26 protein-coding genes are annotated in these 18,632 nt (G+C 38.4%); 19 read left to right on the forward strand and 7 right to left on the reverse strand.

Features of this window, described 5'->3' with window-relative positions:
• Window positions 1-56: 56 nt before the first annotated feature.
• Window positions 57-1,388 (reverse strand): IS200/IS605 family accessory protein TnpB-related protein, encoded by a 1,332-nt coding sequence (locus G602_RS0108620; protein WP_026658653.1) that lies wholly within the window; start codon window positions 1,386-1,388, stop codon window positions 57-59.
• A 366-nt stretch (window positions 1,389-1,754) separates the two neighbouring features.
• Here G602_RS0108620 and G602_RS25850 point away from each other — a divergent pair, with 366 nt between their 5' ends.
• Together G602_RS25850 and G602_RS25855 are read left to right on the forward strand one after the other, a co-directional pair.
• Window positions 1,755-2,159 carry a flavodoxin family protein gene (locus G602_RS25850; RefSeq protein ID WP_049945142.1) on the forward strand — a complete coding sequence of 135 codons (405 nt, stop codon included), beginning with the start codon at window positions 1,755-1,757 and terminating at the stop codon, window positions 2,157-2,159.
• Complete coding sequence (locus G602_RS25855; RefSeq protein WP_049945143.1) at window positions 2,125-2,373, forward strand: DUF1492 domain-containing protein; 249 nt, start codon at window positions 2,125-2,127, stop codon at window positions 2,371-2,373. The genes G602_RS25850 and G602_RS25855 overlap by 35 nt, the downstream gene beginning before the upstream one ends.
• A 50-nt stretch (window positions 2,374-2,423) precedes the next feature.
• Here G602_RS25855 and G602_RS28810 read toward each other — a convergent pair whose 3' ends face one another.
• Window positions 2,424-3,929, reverse strand: a complete 1,506-nt coding sequence (locus G602_RS28810) for a leucine-rich repeat protein (RefSeq protein WP_026658654.1) — start codon at window positions 3,927-3,929, stop codon at window positions 2,424-2,426.
• Window positions 3,930-4,309: 380 nt separating this feature from the next.
• Here G602_RS28810 and G602_RS0108640 point away from each other — a divergent pair, with 380 nt between their 5' ends.
• Window positions 4,310-4,663, forward strand: coding sequence for an HNH endonuclease signature motif containing protein (locus tag G602_RS0108640; protein WP_026658655.1), 354 nt, complete (start codon window positions 4,310-4,312; stop codon window positions 4,661-4,663).
• Between the two features lie 248 nt (window positions 4,664-4,911).
• On the opposite strand, the gene G602_RS0108645 is transcribed toward G602_RS0108640, so the two are convergent.
• Window positions 4,912-5,325, reverse strand: coding sequence for a hypothetical protein (locus G602_RS0108645; protein ID WP_026658656.1), 414 nt, complete (start codon window positions 5,323-5,325; stop codon window positions 4,912-4,914).
• An 85-nt stretch (window positions 5,326-5,410) separates the two neighbouring features.
• On the opposite strand from G602_RS0108645, the gene G602_RS0108650 reads away from it, so the two are divergent.
• From G602_RS0108650 to G602_RS30255, 3 genes are all read left to right on the forward strand, one after another.
• Window positions 5,411-5,680 (forward strand): hypothetical protein, encoded by a 270-nt coding sequence (locus tag G602_RS0108650; protein WP_026658657.1) that lies wholly within the window; start codon window positions 5,411-5,413, stop codon window positions 5,678-5,680.
• Window position 5,681: 1 nt separating this feature from the next.
• Entirely contained in the window at window positions 5,682-5,975 is a 294-nt protein-coding gene (locus G602_RS0108655) for a hypothetical protein (RefSeq protein WP_026658658.1), read from the forward strand.
• Window positions 5,976-6,506: 531 nt separating this feature from the next.
• The gene (locus G602_RS30255) at window positions 6,507-6,662 is read left to right on the forward strand and encodes a hypothetical protein (protein ID WP_155829743.1); all 156 of its coding nucleotides are present in this window, start codon (window positions 6,507-6,509) and stop codon (window positions 6,660-6,662) included.
• Between the two features lie 23 nt (window positions 6,663-6,685).
• Here G602_RS30255 and G602_RS30260 read toward each other — a convergent pair whose 3' ends face one another.
• The gene (locus G602_RS30260) at window positions 6,686-6,838 is read right to left on the reverse strand and encodes a hypothetical protein (protein WP_155829745.1); all 153 of its coding nucleotides are present in this window, start codon (window positions 6,836-6,838) and stop codon (window positions 6,686-6,688) included.
• A 14-nt stretch (window positions 6,839-6,852) separates the two neighbouring features.
• Complete coding sequence (locus tag G602_RS0108670) at window positions 6,853-7,224, reverse strand: hypothetical protein (protein WP_026658659.1); 372 nt, start codon at window positions 7,222-7,224, stop codon at window positions 6,853-6,855.
• A gap of 456 nt (window positions 7,225-7,680) precedes the next feature.
• Between G602_RS0108670 and G602_RS0108675 the strand changes: the two genes are divergently transcribed.
• Complete coding sequence (locus G602_RS0108675) at window positions 7,681-7,893, forward strand: hypothetical protein (protein ID WP_026658661.1); 213 nt, start codon at window positions 7,681-7,683, stop codon at window positions 7,891-7,893.
• Between the two features lie 200 nt (window positions 7,894-8,093).
• Here the strand turns inward: G602_RS0108675 and G602_RS30265 are convergent, their stop codons facing one another.
• Window positions 8,094-8,258, reverse strand: coding sequence for a hypothetical protein (locus tag G602_RS30265; protein WP_155829747.1), 165 nt, complete (start codon window positions 8,256-8,258; stop codon window positions 8,094-8,096).
• A gap of 624 nt (window positions 8,259-8,882) precedes the next feature.
• Between G602_RS30265 and G602_RS0108685 the strand changes: the two genes are divergently transcribed.
• The 8 genes from G602_RS0108685 to G602_RS0108720 all read left to right on the forward strand — a co-directional run bounded on the left by G602_RS0108685 (window position 8,883) and on the right by G602_RS0108720 (window position 14,350).
• A complete protein-coding gene (locus tag G602_RS0108685) occupies window positions 8,883-9,404 on the forward strand; it encodes a hypothetical protein (RefSeq protein ID WP_026658662.1) in 522 nt (173 codons plus the stop codon).
• A gap of 36 nt (window positions 9,405-9,440) precedes the next feature.
• Window positions 9,441-10,349: an alpha/beta hydrolase gene (locus G602_RS25865; protein ID WP_155829749.1), complete on the forward strand. Its 909-nt coding sequence runs from the start codon at window positions 9,441-9,443 to the stop codon at window positions 10,347-10,349.
• 141 nt (window positions 10,350-10,490) lie between these two features.
• Window positions 10,491-10,898 (forward strand): hypothetical protein, encoded by a 408-nt coding sequence (locus G602_RS0108695; RefSeq protein WP_026658663.1) that lies wholly within the window; start codon window positions 10,491-10,493, stop codon window positions 10,896-10,898.
• A gap of 23 nt (window positions 10,899-10,921) precedes the next feature.
• On the forward strand, window positions 10,922-11,575 hold the full coding sequence (locus G602_RS0108700) for a hypothetical protein (protein ID WP_155829751.1): 654 nt from the start codon (window positions 10,922-10,924) through the stop codon (window positions 11,573-11,575).
• Between the two features lie 241 nt (window positions 11,576-11,816).
• Window positions 11,817-12,101: a hypothetical protein gene (locus G602_RS0108705; protein ID WP_026658665.1), complete on the forward strand. Its 285-nt coding sequence runs from the start codon at window positions 11,817-11,819 to the stop codon at window positions 12,099-12,101.
• Complete coding sequence (locus G602_RS0108710; protein WP_242835543.1) at window positions 12,085-12,321, forward strand: AAC(3) family N-acetyltransferase; 237 nt, start codon at window positions 12,085-12,087, stop codon at window positions 12,319-12,321. The genes G602_RS0108705 and G602_RS0108710 overlap by 17 nt, the downstream gene beginning before the upstream one ends.
• A gap of 108 nt (window positions 12,322-12,429) precedes the next feature.
• A complete protein-coding gene (locus G602_RS28815; RefSeq protein ID WP_026658667.1) occupies window positions 12,430-13,845 on the forward strand; it encodes a C-type lectin domain-containing protein in 1,416 nt (471 codons plus the stop codon).
• A 73-nt stretch (window positions 13,846-13,918) separates the two neighbouring features.
• Complete coding sequence (locus G602_RS0108720) at window positions 13,919-14,350, forward strand: hypothetical protein (RefSeq protein ID WP_026658668.1); 432 nt, start codon at window positions 13,919-13,921, stop codon at window positions 14,348-14,350.
• 930 nt (window positions 14,351-15,280) lie between these two features.
• Here G602_RS0108720 and G602_RS0108730 read toward each other — a convergent pair.
• Entirely contained in the window at window positions 15,281-15,745 is a 465-nt protein-coding gene (locus G602_RS0108730; protein ID WP_026658670.1) for a hypothetical protein, read from the reverse strand.
• Between the two features lie 194 nt (window positions 15,746-15,939).
• On the opposite strand from G602_RS0108730, the gene G602_RS0108735 reads away from it, so the two are divergent.
• The 4 genes from G602_RS0108735 to G602_RS0108750 all read left to right on the forward strand — a co-directional run.
• On the forward strand, window positions 15,940-16,326 hold the full coding sequence (locus G602_RS0108735) for a hypothetical protein (protein ID WP_026658671.1): 387 nt from the start codon (window positions 15,940-15,942) through the stop codon (window positions 16,324-16,326).
• 43 nt (window positions 16,327-16,369) lie between these two features.
• Window positions 16,370-17,260 carry a putative ABC transporter permease gene (locus G602_RS25875; RefSeq protein ID WP_081675919.1) on the forward strand — a complete coding sequence of 297 codons (891 nt, stop codon included), beginning with the start codon at window positions 16,370-16,372 and terminating at the stop codon, window positions 17,258-17,260.
• A complete protein-coding gene (locus tag G602_RS25880) occupies window positions 17,247-18,092 on the forward strand; it encodes a hypothetical protein (protein ID WP_196808625.1) in 846 nt (281 codons plus the stop codon). Before G602_RS25875 ends, G602_RS25880 begins: the two co-directional genes overlap by 14 nt.
• 183 nt (window positions 18,093-18,275) lie before the next feature.
• On the forward strand, window positions 18,276-18,632 hold a 357-nt coding region (locus G602_RS0108750; protein ID WP_026658672.1), incomplete at its 3' end, for an MFS transporter.

Genomic DNA, 18,632 nt, shown 5'->3' on the forward strand with positions numbered 1-18,632 from the left:
TATCGATGGAGTATGGACTCATTGACTACAGATACAGTCTATGCAGCGATACTATATCACATAGAATACAGTTCTCCGTATAGATTAATTAGTGTAGACAACGTGCAGGTACTTCTCCTGGCAGTCTGAGGAACTTTTGCCTCAAGCGCCAACCTCTCCTTCACAGGCAAGGATTTTAATATTTCTCGTATGAAATATCGTGCTCCGATATTGTATGATGCACTAAGGTCACAGTTATAGACTTTTCCATTTGCAAATCTGCATACGGAATAAGACCCAAGGTCATCTTCGCGGCCGCGAAGTACCCTTCCAGACCCGTCAAAAGCGAGCCTCGACGTGTTCCATGCATTGATGGTGCTTACATGAAGACCAAGCCTGTGTGCCTTGTCAGCTATCATTGATTGCACATAGCGGGCTTTCCATAGCTGCAGTTTCTGTTTTTTGGAACCACGTTTTTTACCGCCAATGTCAAGGTGTTCAAAAACTATGGAAGTAACCTTGTAAGCAGCTGCTATATCCATTATGAACGTGGCAGTCTTAACTGCTATATCATTATTTATACCTTTAGCCTTTGCCCATAATATTGGTGTCTTATGGCTTCCATGCTGCTGTGCTTTTTTTATACGGCCAACAGAATGCTTCAGAGAGTCGTATTCTTTGGGCAGTTTAAAAAAGTGCCTTCCCAAGACCGTGCCATCTGCCTGCATTACTGAAACCGTAGCAGCTGAATTTACGCCAAGGTCAACCGCAACTATACGCTGACTAAGGATATCTTTCTTATCAAGTTTTACATTTTCCTCAAAAGGAAAATCCAGAAACCATTCTTTACCACGTTTTCTCAGCGTGGGGGATAGTTTCTTTCGATTACTACAATGATTTTCTATATAGTCAATGTCAGACTTCCGTAGATCTACAGTGATAAAATCCCAGGTGTTTCTGGTATAGACTTTAATCTTTGCCTTGTATTTGCCGGGAAGTTTATACATATCATTTTTATAAAGTGTGGGAAACGAGAAACCCGCCCTTGGATAAGCTGGCGCACTTCCTCTTTCAGAAGGAACCTCTGCTTCCCAGCCTGCAAGATTACTTTTATATGATGATACTTTTCCGATAGCATCACTTATGGCTGCACGCCGAAGGTATGTGGGCATTTTGTAGAAATTCTTGTCAAAGTCATAGACAGGAGAAGGGTTACCTTTTGTTCTATGTATAAGCTTTTCAACATAGCTTTGACGAGCGGTTGCAAAAGGGATTTCAATAATCTCATTCCAGTTGGCCAGACAGACCTCGATAAGGAAATCTACAGCTTTACGGTAGATGCGGATAGTAGCCTTAAAAATATGGTTATAATGTTTGATTTTCACCTTGTATGTGGTTGTAATCTTCATAATAAAATTATAGCACTGCGAACTGGTGTTTGCAAACTAATGTTCTTGCAATACAGGCTTTCGTACTGGGCGGCTAACTCACGACTGAAGTCACGAGTGTGCGCCGCTTCGGTTATCTATAGATTTGCATCAATTTTCTTTTCCATAGTAGATCCCTATATATAAATCCAATCTGAAATAAAATGCATTCTTCTTGTTCTACTGATAATAGTCCCTAAATGTGTTTGAGATAGGACGATATAATTGACCTATTATAAAACAATCCAGAAAATTATCACTATGCATCTATGAGTTTTTATACTTTTTTTAGAAAACTGCTATAATATTTTTTGTGGTTATATTGACCTTTGGTTGATAGGAGGACACATGAAAAGACTTATCGTTTATTACTCACTCGAAGGAAATACCGAATATATTGCAGAAAAGCTTGCAGAGAACATCGGCACTGAGCTTTTGAAACTCATTCCGAAAAAAAGTTACCAGCAAAAAAGCACATTTGCCAAATATTTCTGGGGCGGAAAATCTGCTGTTATGGCAGAAAAGCCGGAACTTGAACCTTATAAGATTGCAGATGATTATGATGAGATCATCATCGGATTCCCCGTGTGGGCAGGAAACATCACGCCTCCTATAAGGACTTTTGTCTCTGAAAATGAGCAACCTTCATACACTGGCTACAAAAGCCACAAGCACCTTGACAGATATGCCGGGGAGCCCCACCAGGAACACCCACAAGATGGAAGATGTCATTGTAAAGATCATCGACCTTGAAAATGAAATCAATAGTGAGATTGATGAGCTGGTCGATTTAAAAGCAAAGATCATGACAGTAATAAAAACTATTGATAACCTGGAGTACCAGACACTTCTTGAGCTTAGATACCTGTGCTATAAGCCCTGGGAGCAGATAGCAATAGACATGGGATACAGTGTCAATAATATCTTCAAGATGCATAAGAAGGCCATTGAGATGATTAAGATATAATAAAAGCAGAGCAGACCTTATCAGTGGTACTGATGGATCTGCTCTTTGCTTTATTTCTTCTTATACTTCATTCCTTTGGTGGGCTTACTCTTTTTGATGAGCTTTACATACTTGTCATAGACCTTTTTGGGGATATTTATTGTAGCTTTCTTACCTATGTTCCAGAAAGCTTTCTTTCCAATCTTTTTTACATTCTTGCCCGCAAACTTGATCTTACGAAGGTTTGTGCAGTCAGCAAAAGCTCTGCTACCGACCTTCTTCACACTCTTAGGAATGGTAATGCTCTTAATATCCTTGTTTCCGAGGTAAGCTTCAGCACCTATTTCAGTAACTTCATATGTGTGTCCCTCTACAGTTACGTGTGAAGGAATGCTGCTTCCACTGCCTTTTACGATGCAGGCTTCACTGCCAGTTACAACTATATCCTCTCCGGAGGTAGCAGTATATACCTTACCACTTACAATATCCTTTTCAGAGGAATCATCAGTTGTTACGTTACTATCTTGAGCTACATTATTGTTATCTGCTGATTGCTGTCCATTATCTGATATTTCCTGTGTGGCATTTTGAGTCGCATCGCTATTTTCTGCTTGCTGCACACTATCTGTAGAATTTCCTGATGTTTCCTGCGTAGAGCTTTGTGCTTGGTCCTCATTCGGGTTATAACTGGTGTCAGTTGAAGAAGGTTCCGGAACATACGCATATGTAGTACCCGTAGCTACCGGAACAGACAATCCTGTATAACGTCCTGACTGGTCGTCTGCAGTCCCGTCATAATGCACATGATACTTGGATTCCATCTCCTGATTAGTAATAAGGAAAAATTCATAAGCAGGAGGATTTCCATCACCGTCATCATCCCATGTGCAATCAACCTCATACCACTGATTATCCTGGAGTTTAACGATATTCCATGCATGGTCAATACCCATAGCATGTCCATACTGAAGAACATTTTCAACGCCTCCCATGTGACATAATAAGGCATAAGCACGGGCATACCCTTCACATACGGCCTTTTTTTCAATAAGGGCACCATATGCAATCTGTTTATTATTAGCGGTCTCTATATATGATACATTATTGACAAGATAATCATGGAAATACTTTGCCTTCTCAGAATCGCTCATCCCACTGGCATTCGATATAATGCCTGCTGCCTGATTCAAAACATTATCAGTTGATGTTCCATCAATGATGATATCCGTATGCTCATCATTTACCCTATACACCATCGCAGGATGGTCATACATAAGAGCCCTAGTAACCGTATTGGCTTCATCCGCAGTTACTAAATCAGACTCCTCAGTAAAACCAAGTTTGGAATCAATAGTAAATCTTGAAATAACACGAGAACCTTTTTCAACCATAAGCTCACTCTGAGCTTTATAGATCTTCTTCATTCTCGGACTAAGCTGATCATAAAAATATCCTGTTTCTGTAATATACGTCTTCCATGCTCTAGCCTGTGCCATTGCATCAGCTTTAATCGGATTGCCCAGGAGAAGCATTGCAAATAAAGCGCCTGCTGCCGTAATAATACTTTTCTTCAACATTCCCTTTCCTTTCTCTTTTCTGTTGCTATACTGCATACCGATATTACAAAATAAGCGGTTTGCTATTACCTATATTAATAAGTTGGACTGTAATCATAATAAAAAGGCCAACAGCATAAAATATACTATATGTGATTGCTTTTGTAAAGGATTAATACAATTAATGTAGGTAAAACTTAACAAAATAAACTAAATCAAGAAAGTTTTACAGTAAATTACAGTGAATTACAGTTAGCAAATATGATAGTATTAAGATGCGAAGAAAGGATAGAGGTCTTGCAGATTACTGCAGGGCCTTTTTTCTTTGCGTTCCTATTGGTGTGTGGAGGTGCGTTGTTTTCTCCTTTCTTACGTGCCTCCGGTATAGGAGGAGGTATGTTATGCCAATGAAACCTAAGAAGCCATGTAAGCACCCAGGGTGTCCAAGGCTTACGGATGGGAAGTATTGTGAAGAACACGCAAAGCTTCATGCAGGCGACAGAAGGAGTGCAGCGGCAAGAGGGTACGACAGTGCTTGGAGAAGAGAAAGGAAGAAGTTCCTTGCTGAACATCCTTTATGTTTGAAGTGCTTTGACGAAAAGAAAATAGTAAGAGCAACGGTTGTTGATCATATAAAACCGCACCGGGGTGACATGAATTTATTTTGGGACCGCTCGAATTGGCAACCCTTATGTAAACACCATCACGATGTGAAGACTATGACTGAAGATAGAAATATTTTGTACCCTTTTTAGCGCACTTGGTGGGTGCACCAGGGGGAGGTCGATGTATTCATAACCACAAGCCATCCAACTCCATCATATAAAGGAGAATACTTCATCATAGAATGCTTCCCTATAAGGGTCCGCATTCGTTCAGATAAGTACAATTTTAAAGATTAGCACTGCAGAAGGTGCGTCCTATGTCAATTACTTGTAATATTAAAGACTGCCCACTATGAGCAGTCTTTAGTCATAAGTTTTCCTGTATTTCATTTATATTTTCAGTCTAAAGTAAACAGAACAACCTTATTTATTTCTTCAAGTGAAGTTTTCATCATCTCAATGATCCCCTGGACATCCTCGATATCATAATAAGACACCATAGAAATGCATCCCGGCTCCTCATATACGTTTAACTCTTTATGGAGCTTTTGGGCAATCATTGTTCCAACAATTCTTATCTGTTCCAGGGAAGATTTGTTAAGGAGCTGGATAACAAGCTCTGCCTCATCAGGAGCTTCATCATGGATATTGAAGCTAACAGTTATCTCTCTGCCAGACTTAGATCTTAGGGTAGAAGCGCAGGCGTAAAACTCCTGTGTGCCAAAGCGAAATCTCTCAAACCCATGAGATAATATAAAGTCATCCCGATACAATTCCCTGTAAAAATGTTCTATACGTTCCACCTGATTCATGTTTAACCTTCGTGCAAATTCTGTTATTATATTTTTAATGATATACTAAATTATAATATAGTCCAAACGAAAGAATGAAAATAATATGGATTATACCATACTACAGCATTTCACCATCACTGATGATACCACAGAACTCAAATTGCAGATAGAAGACAAGAAAATCCTTGTCATATATGGAAGTCATATCAACAGCTATTATATTGCGCTGCCTGACATAAACATAAGCTGTGAAGCTCTTTCGCCGGATGAGATAAAAAGAAACACCTTTTTCTTATCCCAGGCAGGGCAAAGAAGCGATTATGCAGAGGAAATCTGCACTGCAATCCATGAATTTAAAAAGGAAAGGCAATAATATGTCATCAAAAGACAGATACTTATCAAAAGAAGAATACAAAAGATACGAAAGGTTAAAGAGCGATATTAAAGGCGGAAGACTACTTGACTCAGAAGGTCTTTTATACCTGGCAGAATCTGTTGACAACGATCCCACAAGGCTCGGACTCATATTATTGAAGAAGATTGAGCAGTTCAAAGAGGAAGATCCCTATCAAAAAAGCTTTTCTAATAACAAGCTCGTATTTGAACCATCTTCTGAGGAATTAGATGATGTAAATGACTTCCTGCCATATATTGGGTGTGAGTTGTAACGAAGACCTATCCCACATGGCAATACATATATGTTGTAGTTAATTAATGAAGGAAGGCTGGCACCTTGTCACGGGAGTTGCCAGCCTATGTGTTTGAAGAAAAGTTTTTATTCTTATGAGGGGGTAAGAGAAGTAACTCTCTTAATTGAGTATCATCATAACCCCCAAATCGTAAAAGAAAGTGACAGCTTTGTGTAAAAAATGTGAATTGTCAATCTAATACATTTACCGCTGGATACCAGATTCTCCTTCCGTTCATCTCTGCACTAATAAGTTGCTTACAAAACTTCTTCAATTTGAAACCGACTTTTGGATATATCTTTCAGTAACAGCTGTTTTTGGTACTTTTGCTGATATGAAACAGCATATTTGAGAGACTAAAATAACCATACAGGAAGAGGAATTACGCAGACTTCAAATAATAAAGAGGCCAGGCGGTGCTATGAAAATCCATGGCATTGTCTGGCCTCGCCTATTAAGTCATAATGTCATATAATATGAAAACACTAATACGTAGGAGATAACTATTACATGACAAGAGAACTCACTATGTCAGAAAAAGCAGAATATGATGCCCTTATAAAAACAGTAAAGCAGCTGAACATATTTGGGGAAGAAGAGGAGCTTAATGAAAAAGATTTCATCATTACTCCCGATACCACCGAAGATAATGAAAAAATCTTCTAACTCAACCAAGCAGATCTTTTCATTCAGGCATCCTTATAGTCATCTGCTGATTCTCCTGTTACTTCACAGTACCTTTTCAAAAGTTCTCCATCTGCAAGTCCCTTCAGTTCTTCAGCATCTCCGTTTCCAAATTCTACAATTACACTTATAGCCTTTTCCCTGAATTCATCACTCATATAGCATCCTCCTTTCAGGCATCTGCAGGAAAATTAGCAATACAGTATTTCGAGTATTCTATGATAAGCCTGATTATCTGATTACTCTTTATTAGTATTCCGCGCTTTCTCATGACAAATGCTTCCCTATATTCCGCGATATTTGTCAGTACCAGACTTTTCCTTATGGTCATCGGATAGACTTCAATCCTCTGATTTTTGCAGTATTCAAGCAAGTCTTCAAGCGATACTTTATCCTTTTTCTTCTGAAGAAGGAAAGGATAGAGTATTGGCATACGTTCAGAATATAACCAGTACAAGGTTTTATCATAAAGCATGTTGAATGTATGATCCTGAATGTATTCTATCTGTTCTTCTGATATCCTGTAGATAACACCTTTTTTCATATACCATCACCCATACTGAAGCTCATAATAGAAGTAACGTCATGCATGCACAAACAGCCACAATAAGTAAGATACCCCCAGAAATAATAAGTCTGTTCCGAAACATGGCAACATCCATATATCTTCCGTTGTAATTTACCGTATCTATGAACGTTAATTTCTTTTTCTCGTAAATACTCTTTTTCTTCATAATCCGCTACCAACATATGAATCAATGGTAAACTGTAGCAGTATTTGCATCTTGATAATCATAGCCCACAAATGTGTTGAAAATAGGACAACAGAATTAAAGCATTCTAAAAAGTCTTTAATTTTCATTACTATTCATACATGTGTTTTCATGATTTTTTCATAAAAATATCGCCAGCCTGCATGATTTGTTAGACATTTGTTGGACAGAGAGATTTACAATGAAAGTATAGAAAGATATTTGATTCTCGAAAGCGGGGAAAATGTATGGGGAACATGATTAAAGTAGTAGCAGTAGCAATGATTACAACACTTCTTGTTTCAGGCAACAGCTTCACAAGTAATGGAGAAACCGATCCCAATTATGCTCAGATGATGGAAATTTCCTGTCAGAGCTGCCACGAGAATATAAATGTAGATATCAGCCAGTCCCATGCAGAATGTACTTACTGTGGCTGTATCAACCATTTTGATGGCTGAGTTACCCAGTAAAATGCAACCCCGGCATGAAAATGCCTTTACCAATTTCCTTTTTCATTTTCTATTTCCTTCTAAAACAGCTGGAGACAAAGTTCTCTGGCTGTTTTATTGTGCTATTTTTTCCTATTTATGGTTTTGAAAAATAGCATGAAAAAAGGATCCTTTCGGACCCTTACATCAGCATACGATAAAATTTCTATTTACCAAACATAAGAAACTGCATTTGCAACATCTTCAGTAATAGTATTATCCTTAACAAGCTTTTTGAGCCATTTATTCAGGTTGTCAACCTTGTGGTCAGTATTGATAAAGTGGATTTTCTTGCCGTTAACATCTGTTGAAAGAAAGAGTTCGTAAGTATACATAAGTAAAAACCTCCAAAAAATCGTAAATTTGTTCTTTCATTCATTCTGGCCATTTGAATGTTCTTTTCGCTCACAGAAAATATATCGATGCCAACACATAATTACTTTAGGGTAAATTTAAATGTTTTTAAATTTCTTTTTGGAGAGACTTTTTCGAATAACAATTTCACCGACCGGCAAACTAACTTCAATAGGAAAAGGGAATCTAATTATAAGCGCACTCTAGATATTGAAGGTTGACTAAAAACAAACACAACTTAGACTATTCAATTAACAGCGAAGTACCCCAAAGCTAATAACTTTTACATTTCAGTGTAACTTTCAAAATAGCTTTAGTTTTATTTTAAGTTCATATTTTATATTAAACACAGCAAGAGGAGCCCCAAACCTCTTGTACTCACAGAAACACATTTCTTCATTTAAACCCGCCGGATTCTTATGAGTCCGGCATCCCTCATTAATCCCCACTCACAACTCATCTGTGATATCATCAGATATAGTTTCTAACAAGAAACATCCGAAAAATCACTATTTGTAATAAATGCATCTACATTAAGGCAGCAATCTTGATAGAGGGTGAGGTCCTCAGAGAATTCTTTACCTATGGAGTAATAGAAAGCGTATATGGAAAATGGTAAAAAAATAGTTATAGCAGTAAATAAGAGACACCTTATTATTTTAATAATAGCAATATTTCTGCTTCTTTTAGTCAGCTTCCTTTTTGATGATTATCCATATTGGAAATCTTCATTTGGATTTGATGAAAGCGATAAGTATACAACTAAAACCATAGAAACCTGGAATAAGTATGGCTGCTGCTATTTTTACAAAAATGACCAAAAGAAGGCATTGGATAATTATGAGGCCATTTTGGAAGATGAAAAATTGGTTGAATATGTAAAAAGCAACACAGCCATTTGGGGAATCATAAATCTTTATAGTGATAAGCAAATAAGTAATGCATTTAATGCACTCGTATATGGATGCTATAACAGCAATCATGAAACTGGGAAGTACAAATCTGTTGCAGATATACCTGAAAGATTGTTCAGAAACTGCTATATACAATTGATGATGCCCAATAATATGAATAAAAGCATTAAAGAAGTATATGAACAATATCTGCGTGAACAAAAAGAGTTTTGATATTTTGCGTAGAGATATTATTTGAAAGGAATACATATGCCAAGAATAAAGCTATGGCCTGATAAGGACGTTGTTCAGGAGAAGATAACAATTAAGACTGGAAAAAGGTATATAAAGGCTCTTGTCATCAAACCAAAAGATTATAAAGGCGGAGCTGCATGTGTACTCTGGATTCATGGCGGAGGATTCGCAACAGGAATGAAGGAAATGGCATATATGACCAGGGCAATAGATCTTGTTAAGAAATATGGTGTCGTTGTAGTTTCTCCCGGATATCGGCTGTCCTGGCAGGCGCCTTATCCTGCAGCCCTTAAGGACTGCTATGCTGCGCTCCTTTATATAAAAAGGCATGCAAAGAAGCTTGATATCCGCGATGACCAGATCATGGTCGGAGGAGAGAGCGCTGGGGGATCCCTGTGTGCAGCACTGTGTATGCTTGCAAGGGATAAAAAGAGCGTAAATATCGCATATCAGATGCCACTTTACCCCATGCTTGATAACTTTGATACAGGATCTTCAAGGGATAATCATAACAAAGTCTGGAATACCAGAAGAAACCACATGGCATGGAAACTTTATTTGGGGAAAAATGTAAAGGAAGCGGTTCCTGCCTACGCTGCACCTGCAAGGCAGACAGATTATTCGCATCTTCCTCCATGTTATACCTTTGTATGTACAGATGAGCCATTTTATGATGAAACTTTACTCTTTGTAAAAAAGCTTAAGGAAGCCGGAATCGTGGCAGAGGTGGACGTATATGAGGGGCTGTATCATTCTTTTGACCTTTACGAGCCTGCCAATCCTATCACCAGAAAAGCTGTAAGGAAATTTCTCGAACACTTTGAATATGCGCTTGGGAACTATTTTGCTCCCCAGCACAATAGTAATCTGAGAGCTGCTATACATAGCACTCCCGCTACTTATCGTAATAATGATGTTTTATAGGAGTAACCTGAATTTTGGCGCCATCTTTTTTATGAGTGGGAAAAATGGCGCATTTTTTTGTTTAAAAATAATAAAACCGAATCGAAACTGCCTGGTACTTATATATAGAACAACAAATTTGACCAATGGAGGTAATAAGAAATGGCAGAAAAATATTTTGATGAAGAGACTAAGCAATGGGTTATCAGAGACAGAGACGGAGTAAGGGCGGCTACTACTTATGAAACATCAGTCGGTGATGATATTGAAGCCGGTATAAAAAGATACGGGAAATATGTTGCAAGATTTATCACAGGAGGTCTTGTTGTAGAAAAGGGTATTGTTGATAAGCTTACGGAGAAGTACCTGACTGACGAGGAAAAGAAAGAGCTAAATGAGAAGATAGAAAAAATAGAGTCAAAGCCAACTTATTATGAGAAAGCAGCGAACCTAATAGGATCAGAAATATTACAAAACATGGCAGTATCTACCTCAATCTCAAAGGTGGGAGATAAGCAGCTTATGGCTTTAGGAAAACATTTTATTAAGAAAATGTCTGGTAAGAATTAAGAGGGAAAATGGAGGATAAAATTTTGAAAAAGAAAATAATTTATATAGTTTTGGTTTTAACAATGATGGGATCAGCACTTACAGGGTGTGGTAAAAAAAATACAGGTTCTGTTGCCGGAGTGGAAAATACTGGCTCTGTTACTGAAGAGGAAGATACAGGTTCTATTACTGAAAAAGAAACTTCAGAATCTGCTACTAATGACAAGGAAACTTCAGGTCCCGCTACTGAAAACGAAGATGCAACAGCTTCTGTAGATAATGAAGATACTTCTAAAAGCTCAGGAATAATTGATATAAGAGAAGATAAAGAACCAAAGGACAAGGGTCAATTGATCGATTACAACAAACTTTCTGAAGTCAGTATTGCGGAATTGTCAGGAAAGCCAGCTTGTGTTTTGACTATTAAGGTACCTGACGGGGTTACATATTATTATAACGAAGATGCTAAATCACATGGCTGGGCTCTTTGTGGATATGATTCAGAGAAAAAAATAAATGAAAAGTTTGTGCTTAACCTCACAGCAGCTAATCCGGATGAAATGCACACTGCTACAGCGCAAGAATTGTATGATGAATTTTTGAGTAAAGCAGAGGAAGAAAGTGGAGACGAAAAAAACACTAATTTAGCAGATCAAGTACTTATCAACAACAATGTAGTTGTTATAGCTAAAGGCTAAAAAACAAAATGAAGCAACTATTTATGATATGTCCAATACATGAATTTCGGTTGTATAAACGAAAGAAAATGATAAATTTCCTATCACCGGACAGAGAAGTTGTTAATATTTTCTATTGTCAGTTGTGTCGTGGATACTACTTTAAGGATGGAGCAAAAAAAATTCATTATACAAAAAAATAACTAAGGGTGGAAGAAAAATATATACAACTACGCAAGAAATATGGGAAGAATCAAACCAAATGGTTTTTAAACATGATAAAAAAAGTAGAAATAAAGAAGCAAAAAGAAGTGAACTCTCCACCACAAATCAAAAGAAACAGGAAGAGGGAGCTGAAGCCAAACTAATAATTAAGGTAATATCTGATGGTATCAAAAAAGAATATAGTATTGTCAATGACGAAAGTAAAAAAGATTTGTCGTCCAATACTTTGTTTTATGGTGATATAGAAGCTAGGGAATTACTTACAGCTGCATTTATTGAAAAAAGAATGAAGCGTGCTATTGTATTTGGGAAAGAAGCATAACTGCACAGAGCACAGCGCAGTCATGGAAGATGGAAAAAGAGTCTGGAAAGCATATGAGACACTATTTGTTGATAGCGAGGACTTTGACGATATAGGAGAAGCTTTTGAAAAAGAGCATGAAGTGAAAACTGCTTTTATTGGTGATGCAAAGCTGCGTCTGATGCAGCAAAGAGAGCTTGTTGATTTTGCTACCGAGTGGATTGAGAAAAACAGGAAGTAGGATAGTAATACTGAAAGTAGGATAGTAATACAGTAAGTAGAATAGTAATACAGTAAGAAAGCATACTGGCTTAAATGTTATTTTTGAAGTTTTGGTTGGAGGCTTTAAATGAAGAAATACAAGATTATAGCGATTGTTATGTCCGCGGCAACATTGCTTGGGGGATGTACTTATACGCCGGGTTCTTCAGGGGAGGTTATTGTGGATGAAGGAGCTGGTGAAAGTGAGGGAAGCGAAGAGAGCACTGAGGAAGCCGGGGCCGTGGCAGAGGATGGAGAAGTTGATGGTGGTAGTGAAACTGCTACCGGTCAGGAAGGCAGTTCTAAGACTATTACCGAGCAGGGAGACCGTAGTAAGACTGATTCCGGACAGGGAGACGATGCCCAAGTTACATCAGGAAAAGATTCTAAGAATTCTGGTAATGATGACGGCGCGGGTGGCTTAAAGAAAGACACTGAAAACTCGCAGAAATCCTCTGAGAATTCTGAGCAATCCGAAGAATCCACCGACTCCTACACCGGTGATATTTTCGGAACAGGTTACTCATCCTGGAATGAGGGCTATCTTGATTATCTCGATAAAAAAACGCCTGAAGGCTACAATGATATGTTCTACTCATTCATCTACGTTGATGATGACGATATTCCGGAACTTGTAGTAGACACCAGTGTTGAGGTGGGCGGCTGCCAAATTCTCGCATATCATGATGGAACCGTAAATGTGCTCCAGACCGCCAGACTTTATTTTACGTACATTGAAAAAAGCGGGCTTTTATGCAACTCAGATGGTCATATGGGTTACTACTATGACTATGTTTATTCTCTTGAGGACGGAATCTGGAAATGCGCTTTGTCCGCAGACTGGACGGAGTACAGTGAGCTGGAGGATCCGAAGGATGAGGAAGAATACGTAGACAGCATGATCCGCAAGTATTACATCGATGAGGAAGAGGTTGATGAGAAGACCTATGGTGAGAGGGTTGCTGCCGTTTACGACAAGAATAGTGCAAAAGAGCCTGAGAACTACCTTCAAATAGATGATGTCAGGGCATTCCTTTCAACAGGGAAGCTGGCTTCCGCAGATCATCGATATGAGCTTTTCGTTGAGGATTGCACCTGGGAAGAGGCTGCAAAGAAGTGTGAGGAGAAAGGCGGCTACCTTGTTTCCATGACAAGTGACGAGGAATTTGAAAAGGTTGATAATCTCATAAGGGCTCAGAATTTGCAGAATGTCAGCTTTTACATCGGTGCCACGAATACCGGGGCCAGCTTTTGGTGGCACTGGATAGATCCGAACCTCACAGTCAGCTACTGCCAAAGTCACTGCTACAGGAAGCATTGGCTTAAAGGACAGCCCAGCTACCATGAAACTTTGGACAATGGAACCAAGATCGATGAGAACTACGCTGAGTATATTTACAAAAAAGCTGATGATAAATTCTACATCAATGACATTCCGGGGGATGTGATCAGGTATTATCCGTCTTTTAAGGGGTATATTGGATATATCTGTGAGTTTGATTGATGGGGAATTTGGTTTGTGTGAAGGGCACAGTATTTAAATTGAAAGAGATAGTCGAGTAATTTAGGAGGAAGGTATGAAAAAGTCATCAATAATTATCAAGATTATTTTGGGAATCATCGCAGCTATAGCTATTTTAGGCTGTGTGCTTTTTGCTGGCATTCTGTTCGTTGTAATTAAAGAAGATGCCATAATATTGGACGTTTATCCTTCGCCCAAAGGCGATTGCCAGGTTGAGGCCGTGAATTACTCGATCGGCGGAGATGAGTACTGTAACTACATCTATATTGATTATCCAAAGGGCAGGAAGGGTTTCCCCGCACCGGGACAGCACGTGAGCAAGAAAGCAATACAGATCGAAGAAACTTCTGTTGATTTTTGCATTGATTATAATGTCATTTGGACTTCCGATGACAGCTTTGATGTAGAGGTTCTGGAACCTGATGAAACCAGAGTTATCATTGTTAAGCTGTCCGGGAATGGATACACTATTGTTGAGGGGGGATGAAAACAATATTACTTAATGAAAATCAAGGAACAATTCTCAGGAATATTCCGTAATTGTAGCATGCTTCCTATCCTTTTTGCTGCTTCCAGCTGTTCAAATTCAATTTTGATTGGTGCTGTAGGTGCTTAAAGCCAAATTTGCATTTGGCGGTTATCGCCCGATGCTAACAGTGGATATTGTATGGGGGATACAACTATACTTTTAATCCGCCTTTATATCATTGATGATATGTTTAAAATATTATGGAAACAGTATAAGAGGTTGGCATCACGCCCACATGGAGTAAGCGTAGAAAATGGCTGGAAAGAATTAGTAATACCGGAGTATTATGCATGTACAACTAGAAATAGTGATGATATATTTGTATACTGGCGAAAATAGAAGAATAGATAAGGATTTTCGCAATTTATACTTTTCATAATGTCTATAGTGTTGTACTTAATTCATAGTTCGGCTTTTTACAGATTTATCTTAAAAGGTTCGGCTTTTTACAATTTCTTGCTTTAAATTTTTAAATAAAAAAGTGTAAAAAGCCGAACTTTTGACTTTTTACACTGCTATCTTTAAATATTTTACAGGTTTAGCTTAAACCGACAAGCCAGTGAAATAGCAGTGAACACCAGCTTGATTGAATAACTTAACGAGACCTTTTTGATGGTATATTACGAAATACCGTCTATAAGGTCTCTTTTTATGCACTATACAAAAATCGGATCATGCAGATATGTGCGCTTTTTCGACAATGTCACTACTAAAGATGCGCAAACTTAATAGAGGTTTCGCGACTTCGCTGAAAAAGTTAACGAGACCCTTTTGTATCACGAATGTATGTAATTACGACTATTTAGTGTTGATATTTAAAAGATGCAGATTTTTTCATGGTCTGCGACATATATTTTCCATTACGCTGTTCCTTGGCAGCCATATTACTTAGATCAGACCGAAAGGATTCTCATCATCAGGATCAAAGGGAAGCCAGTCGGATGATTCTTCAGGAATTTCATCCGGTTTATCCTCATCAGTCCATCCCATGAATTCCTTTAGATAGGCTATTTTCTGGGTCTTATTCATTCCCTTCATGTCCTGTTCCAGCTCCTTGTCCATGCGGTAAACAGTAAGGAAATCATAGGGTTCCGACCCTGTCATACAGAGATATTTAGAGCCGGGATTCTCATAAGGGCTGTGACCATCCATTACCCATCTGCGGACAGCCCGCTTTTCGTAAGGAGTCATCTGAACCTCTTCTTCAAACCGTTCCAGATCCATCGCATTAGAGTAGGCGATATCAGCTTCTGTGAACTTATATCCTTCAGGATTCTTTTCGAATGCATCCCAGTCAAAGTGATAATCTTTGGGATATAGGTCATGTATATCAAACTTTTTTCTTTTTGGCATAAAACAATTCCTCCTATGTTAAGAGAAGGTGGTAATGCCAATAATTATGAAAAAAAGGAACCTAAATACGTTATAATTGTATAAGAGTGTAAAGAACGAATATTTACAGCCTGAATCTGGGTTAATCCACTTTCTTATGTTTGCAAGTATTGGCTTAAATTTATGGAAGAAAAGGGCAACGAGGAGAAACAAAAATGCATTTGCTAAGTATATCAGACGCAAACGGATGGACACAGTCTAATTGGGAGCTGACATACAGGGTGACCTGGGAGCAGCTTACAAAAAGTGTAGCCTTCGCATCGGAGTTTTATGATCAATTTGAAGTACTTGTTGATGATAAACCAGTTACAGTAACAAAAAAAGAGGATATAGAAGTACTTCCCGAAGCAGGATCCATCTGCTTTAGAGGTTTGTCAAAGATATTGAATGTACCGGTAATGATCACTTTATATAATCAGACGAGTGCAGTTGTTGCTACAGTAGCACAGGCAACAGATGAATTTAAGACTGTTGCATATGTCAATTTCAATCACTCCATGTGTCAGTATATGGATAGCCTGGAGCTTGCAATGCATAGATGAAAAGCAAGTTTTCGGAACAATTGAGTGAGGATGGAGAGACCATATGCTAATATCCTGGTATTTTGTTGAATTCATTTTCTATAGTTTTCTTGGATGGATCTGGGAATCCATATATTGTACTGCCAAAGAAAAGAAGTGGGCAGACAGGGGATTTCTGTTTGGCCCGGTATGCCCTATATATGGGAGCTGCGTTGTCATAGCATCTATAGTGTTTACCCTGATACCTGGGCTGTCTGATCCTTCATTTCCCGTATGGGCAGTATTTATCGTATGCTATATTGGCAGTGCAGTCGCGGAGTTTGGAACATCGTGGGTGCTTGAGAAAAGATTCCACGCAAGATGGTGGGATTACAGCAAAATGCCCCTAAACATTCAGGGCAGGATATGCGTACCGGTCAGCATAGCCTTTGGGCTTGCGGGAATTCTTGTGGTAAAGTTCCTGATTCCGTCCATAAACGGGCTTCATGAGATTGTAAATCCTGTGATCTATGAAATATTTGCAATTCTGCTGGCTATGCTTTTCGGGGCAGATTTTGCCCTTACGGAGGCAAGTCTTTCCGCCCTTCTTAAAGATGTTGAATCCATGCATGAGGAGTTTAATGTACAGGCACAGCAGAATTATGAGAAGATAACTGCAGCCCAGAGTGCCGTGAGCGAGAAAATACGTGCAGAAGTGACCTCCATAGAAACAAAGATGAATTTGGAAAAAGAGACAATGGAGGCACGGATCCTTGCTACCAGGAACAGGATTTCTGAGATGCATGCCGGCGGACTTTCTTTTAATCAGAAGCGAATTCTTGCAAGTATAGAAAAGTTTACTTCTGAGAAGAATAAGACATTAAAACAGAATGCCGACAAGCTGGCGCTAATAGCAAGCCTCAGAGAAACACTTGGAAACAGGGGACAGAAAAAGGACAATATTGAAGGTCTTTAACAGATTAAAAGAAGAATGCCTTAGAGAAATATATATCAGCTTTAGAGAAAGAAATGCATATAATTTCTTATGTCTTTATATCGAAAAAGTATTACGAGATAGTGGAGTTTATCACCTGTTTGAATACTTTTTCAGACTTCAAGATAAGAATAGTTTCAAGGATTTAAAAGACGGATATACTAAGTTTATTATTCACAATACTCCAATTAACGGGGCAACTGAGTGCGGAAGAATTTTTACAAAAGTATTAAACCCTCTTGCTTGTAAATACAAGAAATGTGGCACAGAAAGAGGGCGTATTTCTAAGGATATCATTACTCAGGATATGCTGATGTATAACCAAAGAAATTGGCGTGATATTTTGTCGGAAAAGCCAAAGGAAATGACAAGAGTTGATTATGAAATCACATCACCTAAGCCCGCAGATGATTACATGACAACATATAGAATTAATCGTGCGAAACGAAATCTGAGAAAGTTTAATGATTTATATCGTTCAGGAAAAACAGAGGTTTATGACGAAAGACATATTAATGATTTAGCAACGCAGATTCATCATATATTTCCTGCAAGTGAGTTTCCGGATATTGCAGATTTTTTGGAAAACTTAATTGCATTAACACCAACACAGCATTTTAGTTATGCACACCCTAATAACAATACCCAGTATATTGATAAACAATATCAGTATTTATGTCTTATTGCCAAAACAGGTTCTATAAGAGAAAATATATTGGGAAGTGATGATATCCCGAGAATATACGATTTTACACTTTACTTGATGATGCTTAGTATAGGTCTTAATACAGAGGAATTCTATGAGAGTGTGTGAAAGTTTTTCTGTAAATGAGATATCCTAAGATAATTACGAGCTGAATGGTGGTTAAATATCCATTGTTCAGCTCGTTTTGACTATATATAATTCCGTGAATTTCGTCAAGCGTTATGTTAGAATGAATGCATATTATATTCCAGTTTTATAGACGATGACAAATCGGGATTAGTGGAGTAGAACATGGATAAAAAAAGGGCTTTGTCTGGCGCCATAATATTTATAACCCTGATGGGAATCGTAAGTCTGTTTTCGGACATGACTCATGAAGGCGCCAGAAGCATATTGGGCGAATATCTGAACCTCGCAGGGGCATCCGCTGCAACCATCGGATTTGTGTCCGGTATAGGAGAATTGTGCGGGTATTCACTAAGGCTCATATCCGGATTTATAGCAGATAAAACGAAGAAATACTGGACATTTGTTATCACAGGCTATGTAATACAGGCTCTGGCGATTCCTGCACTGGCACTCGTACCTGAACATGGCTGGATTTGGGCCTGCGGTCTTGTGATCCTGGAGCGTATCGGAAAAGCGATA

The organism is Butyrivibrio sp. AC2005, from assembly GCF_000424145.1.
Lineage (GTDB): Bacteria > Bacillota > Clostridia > Lachnospirales > Lachnospiraceae > Butyrivibrio.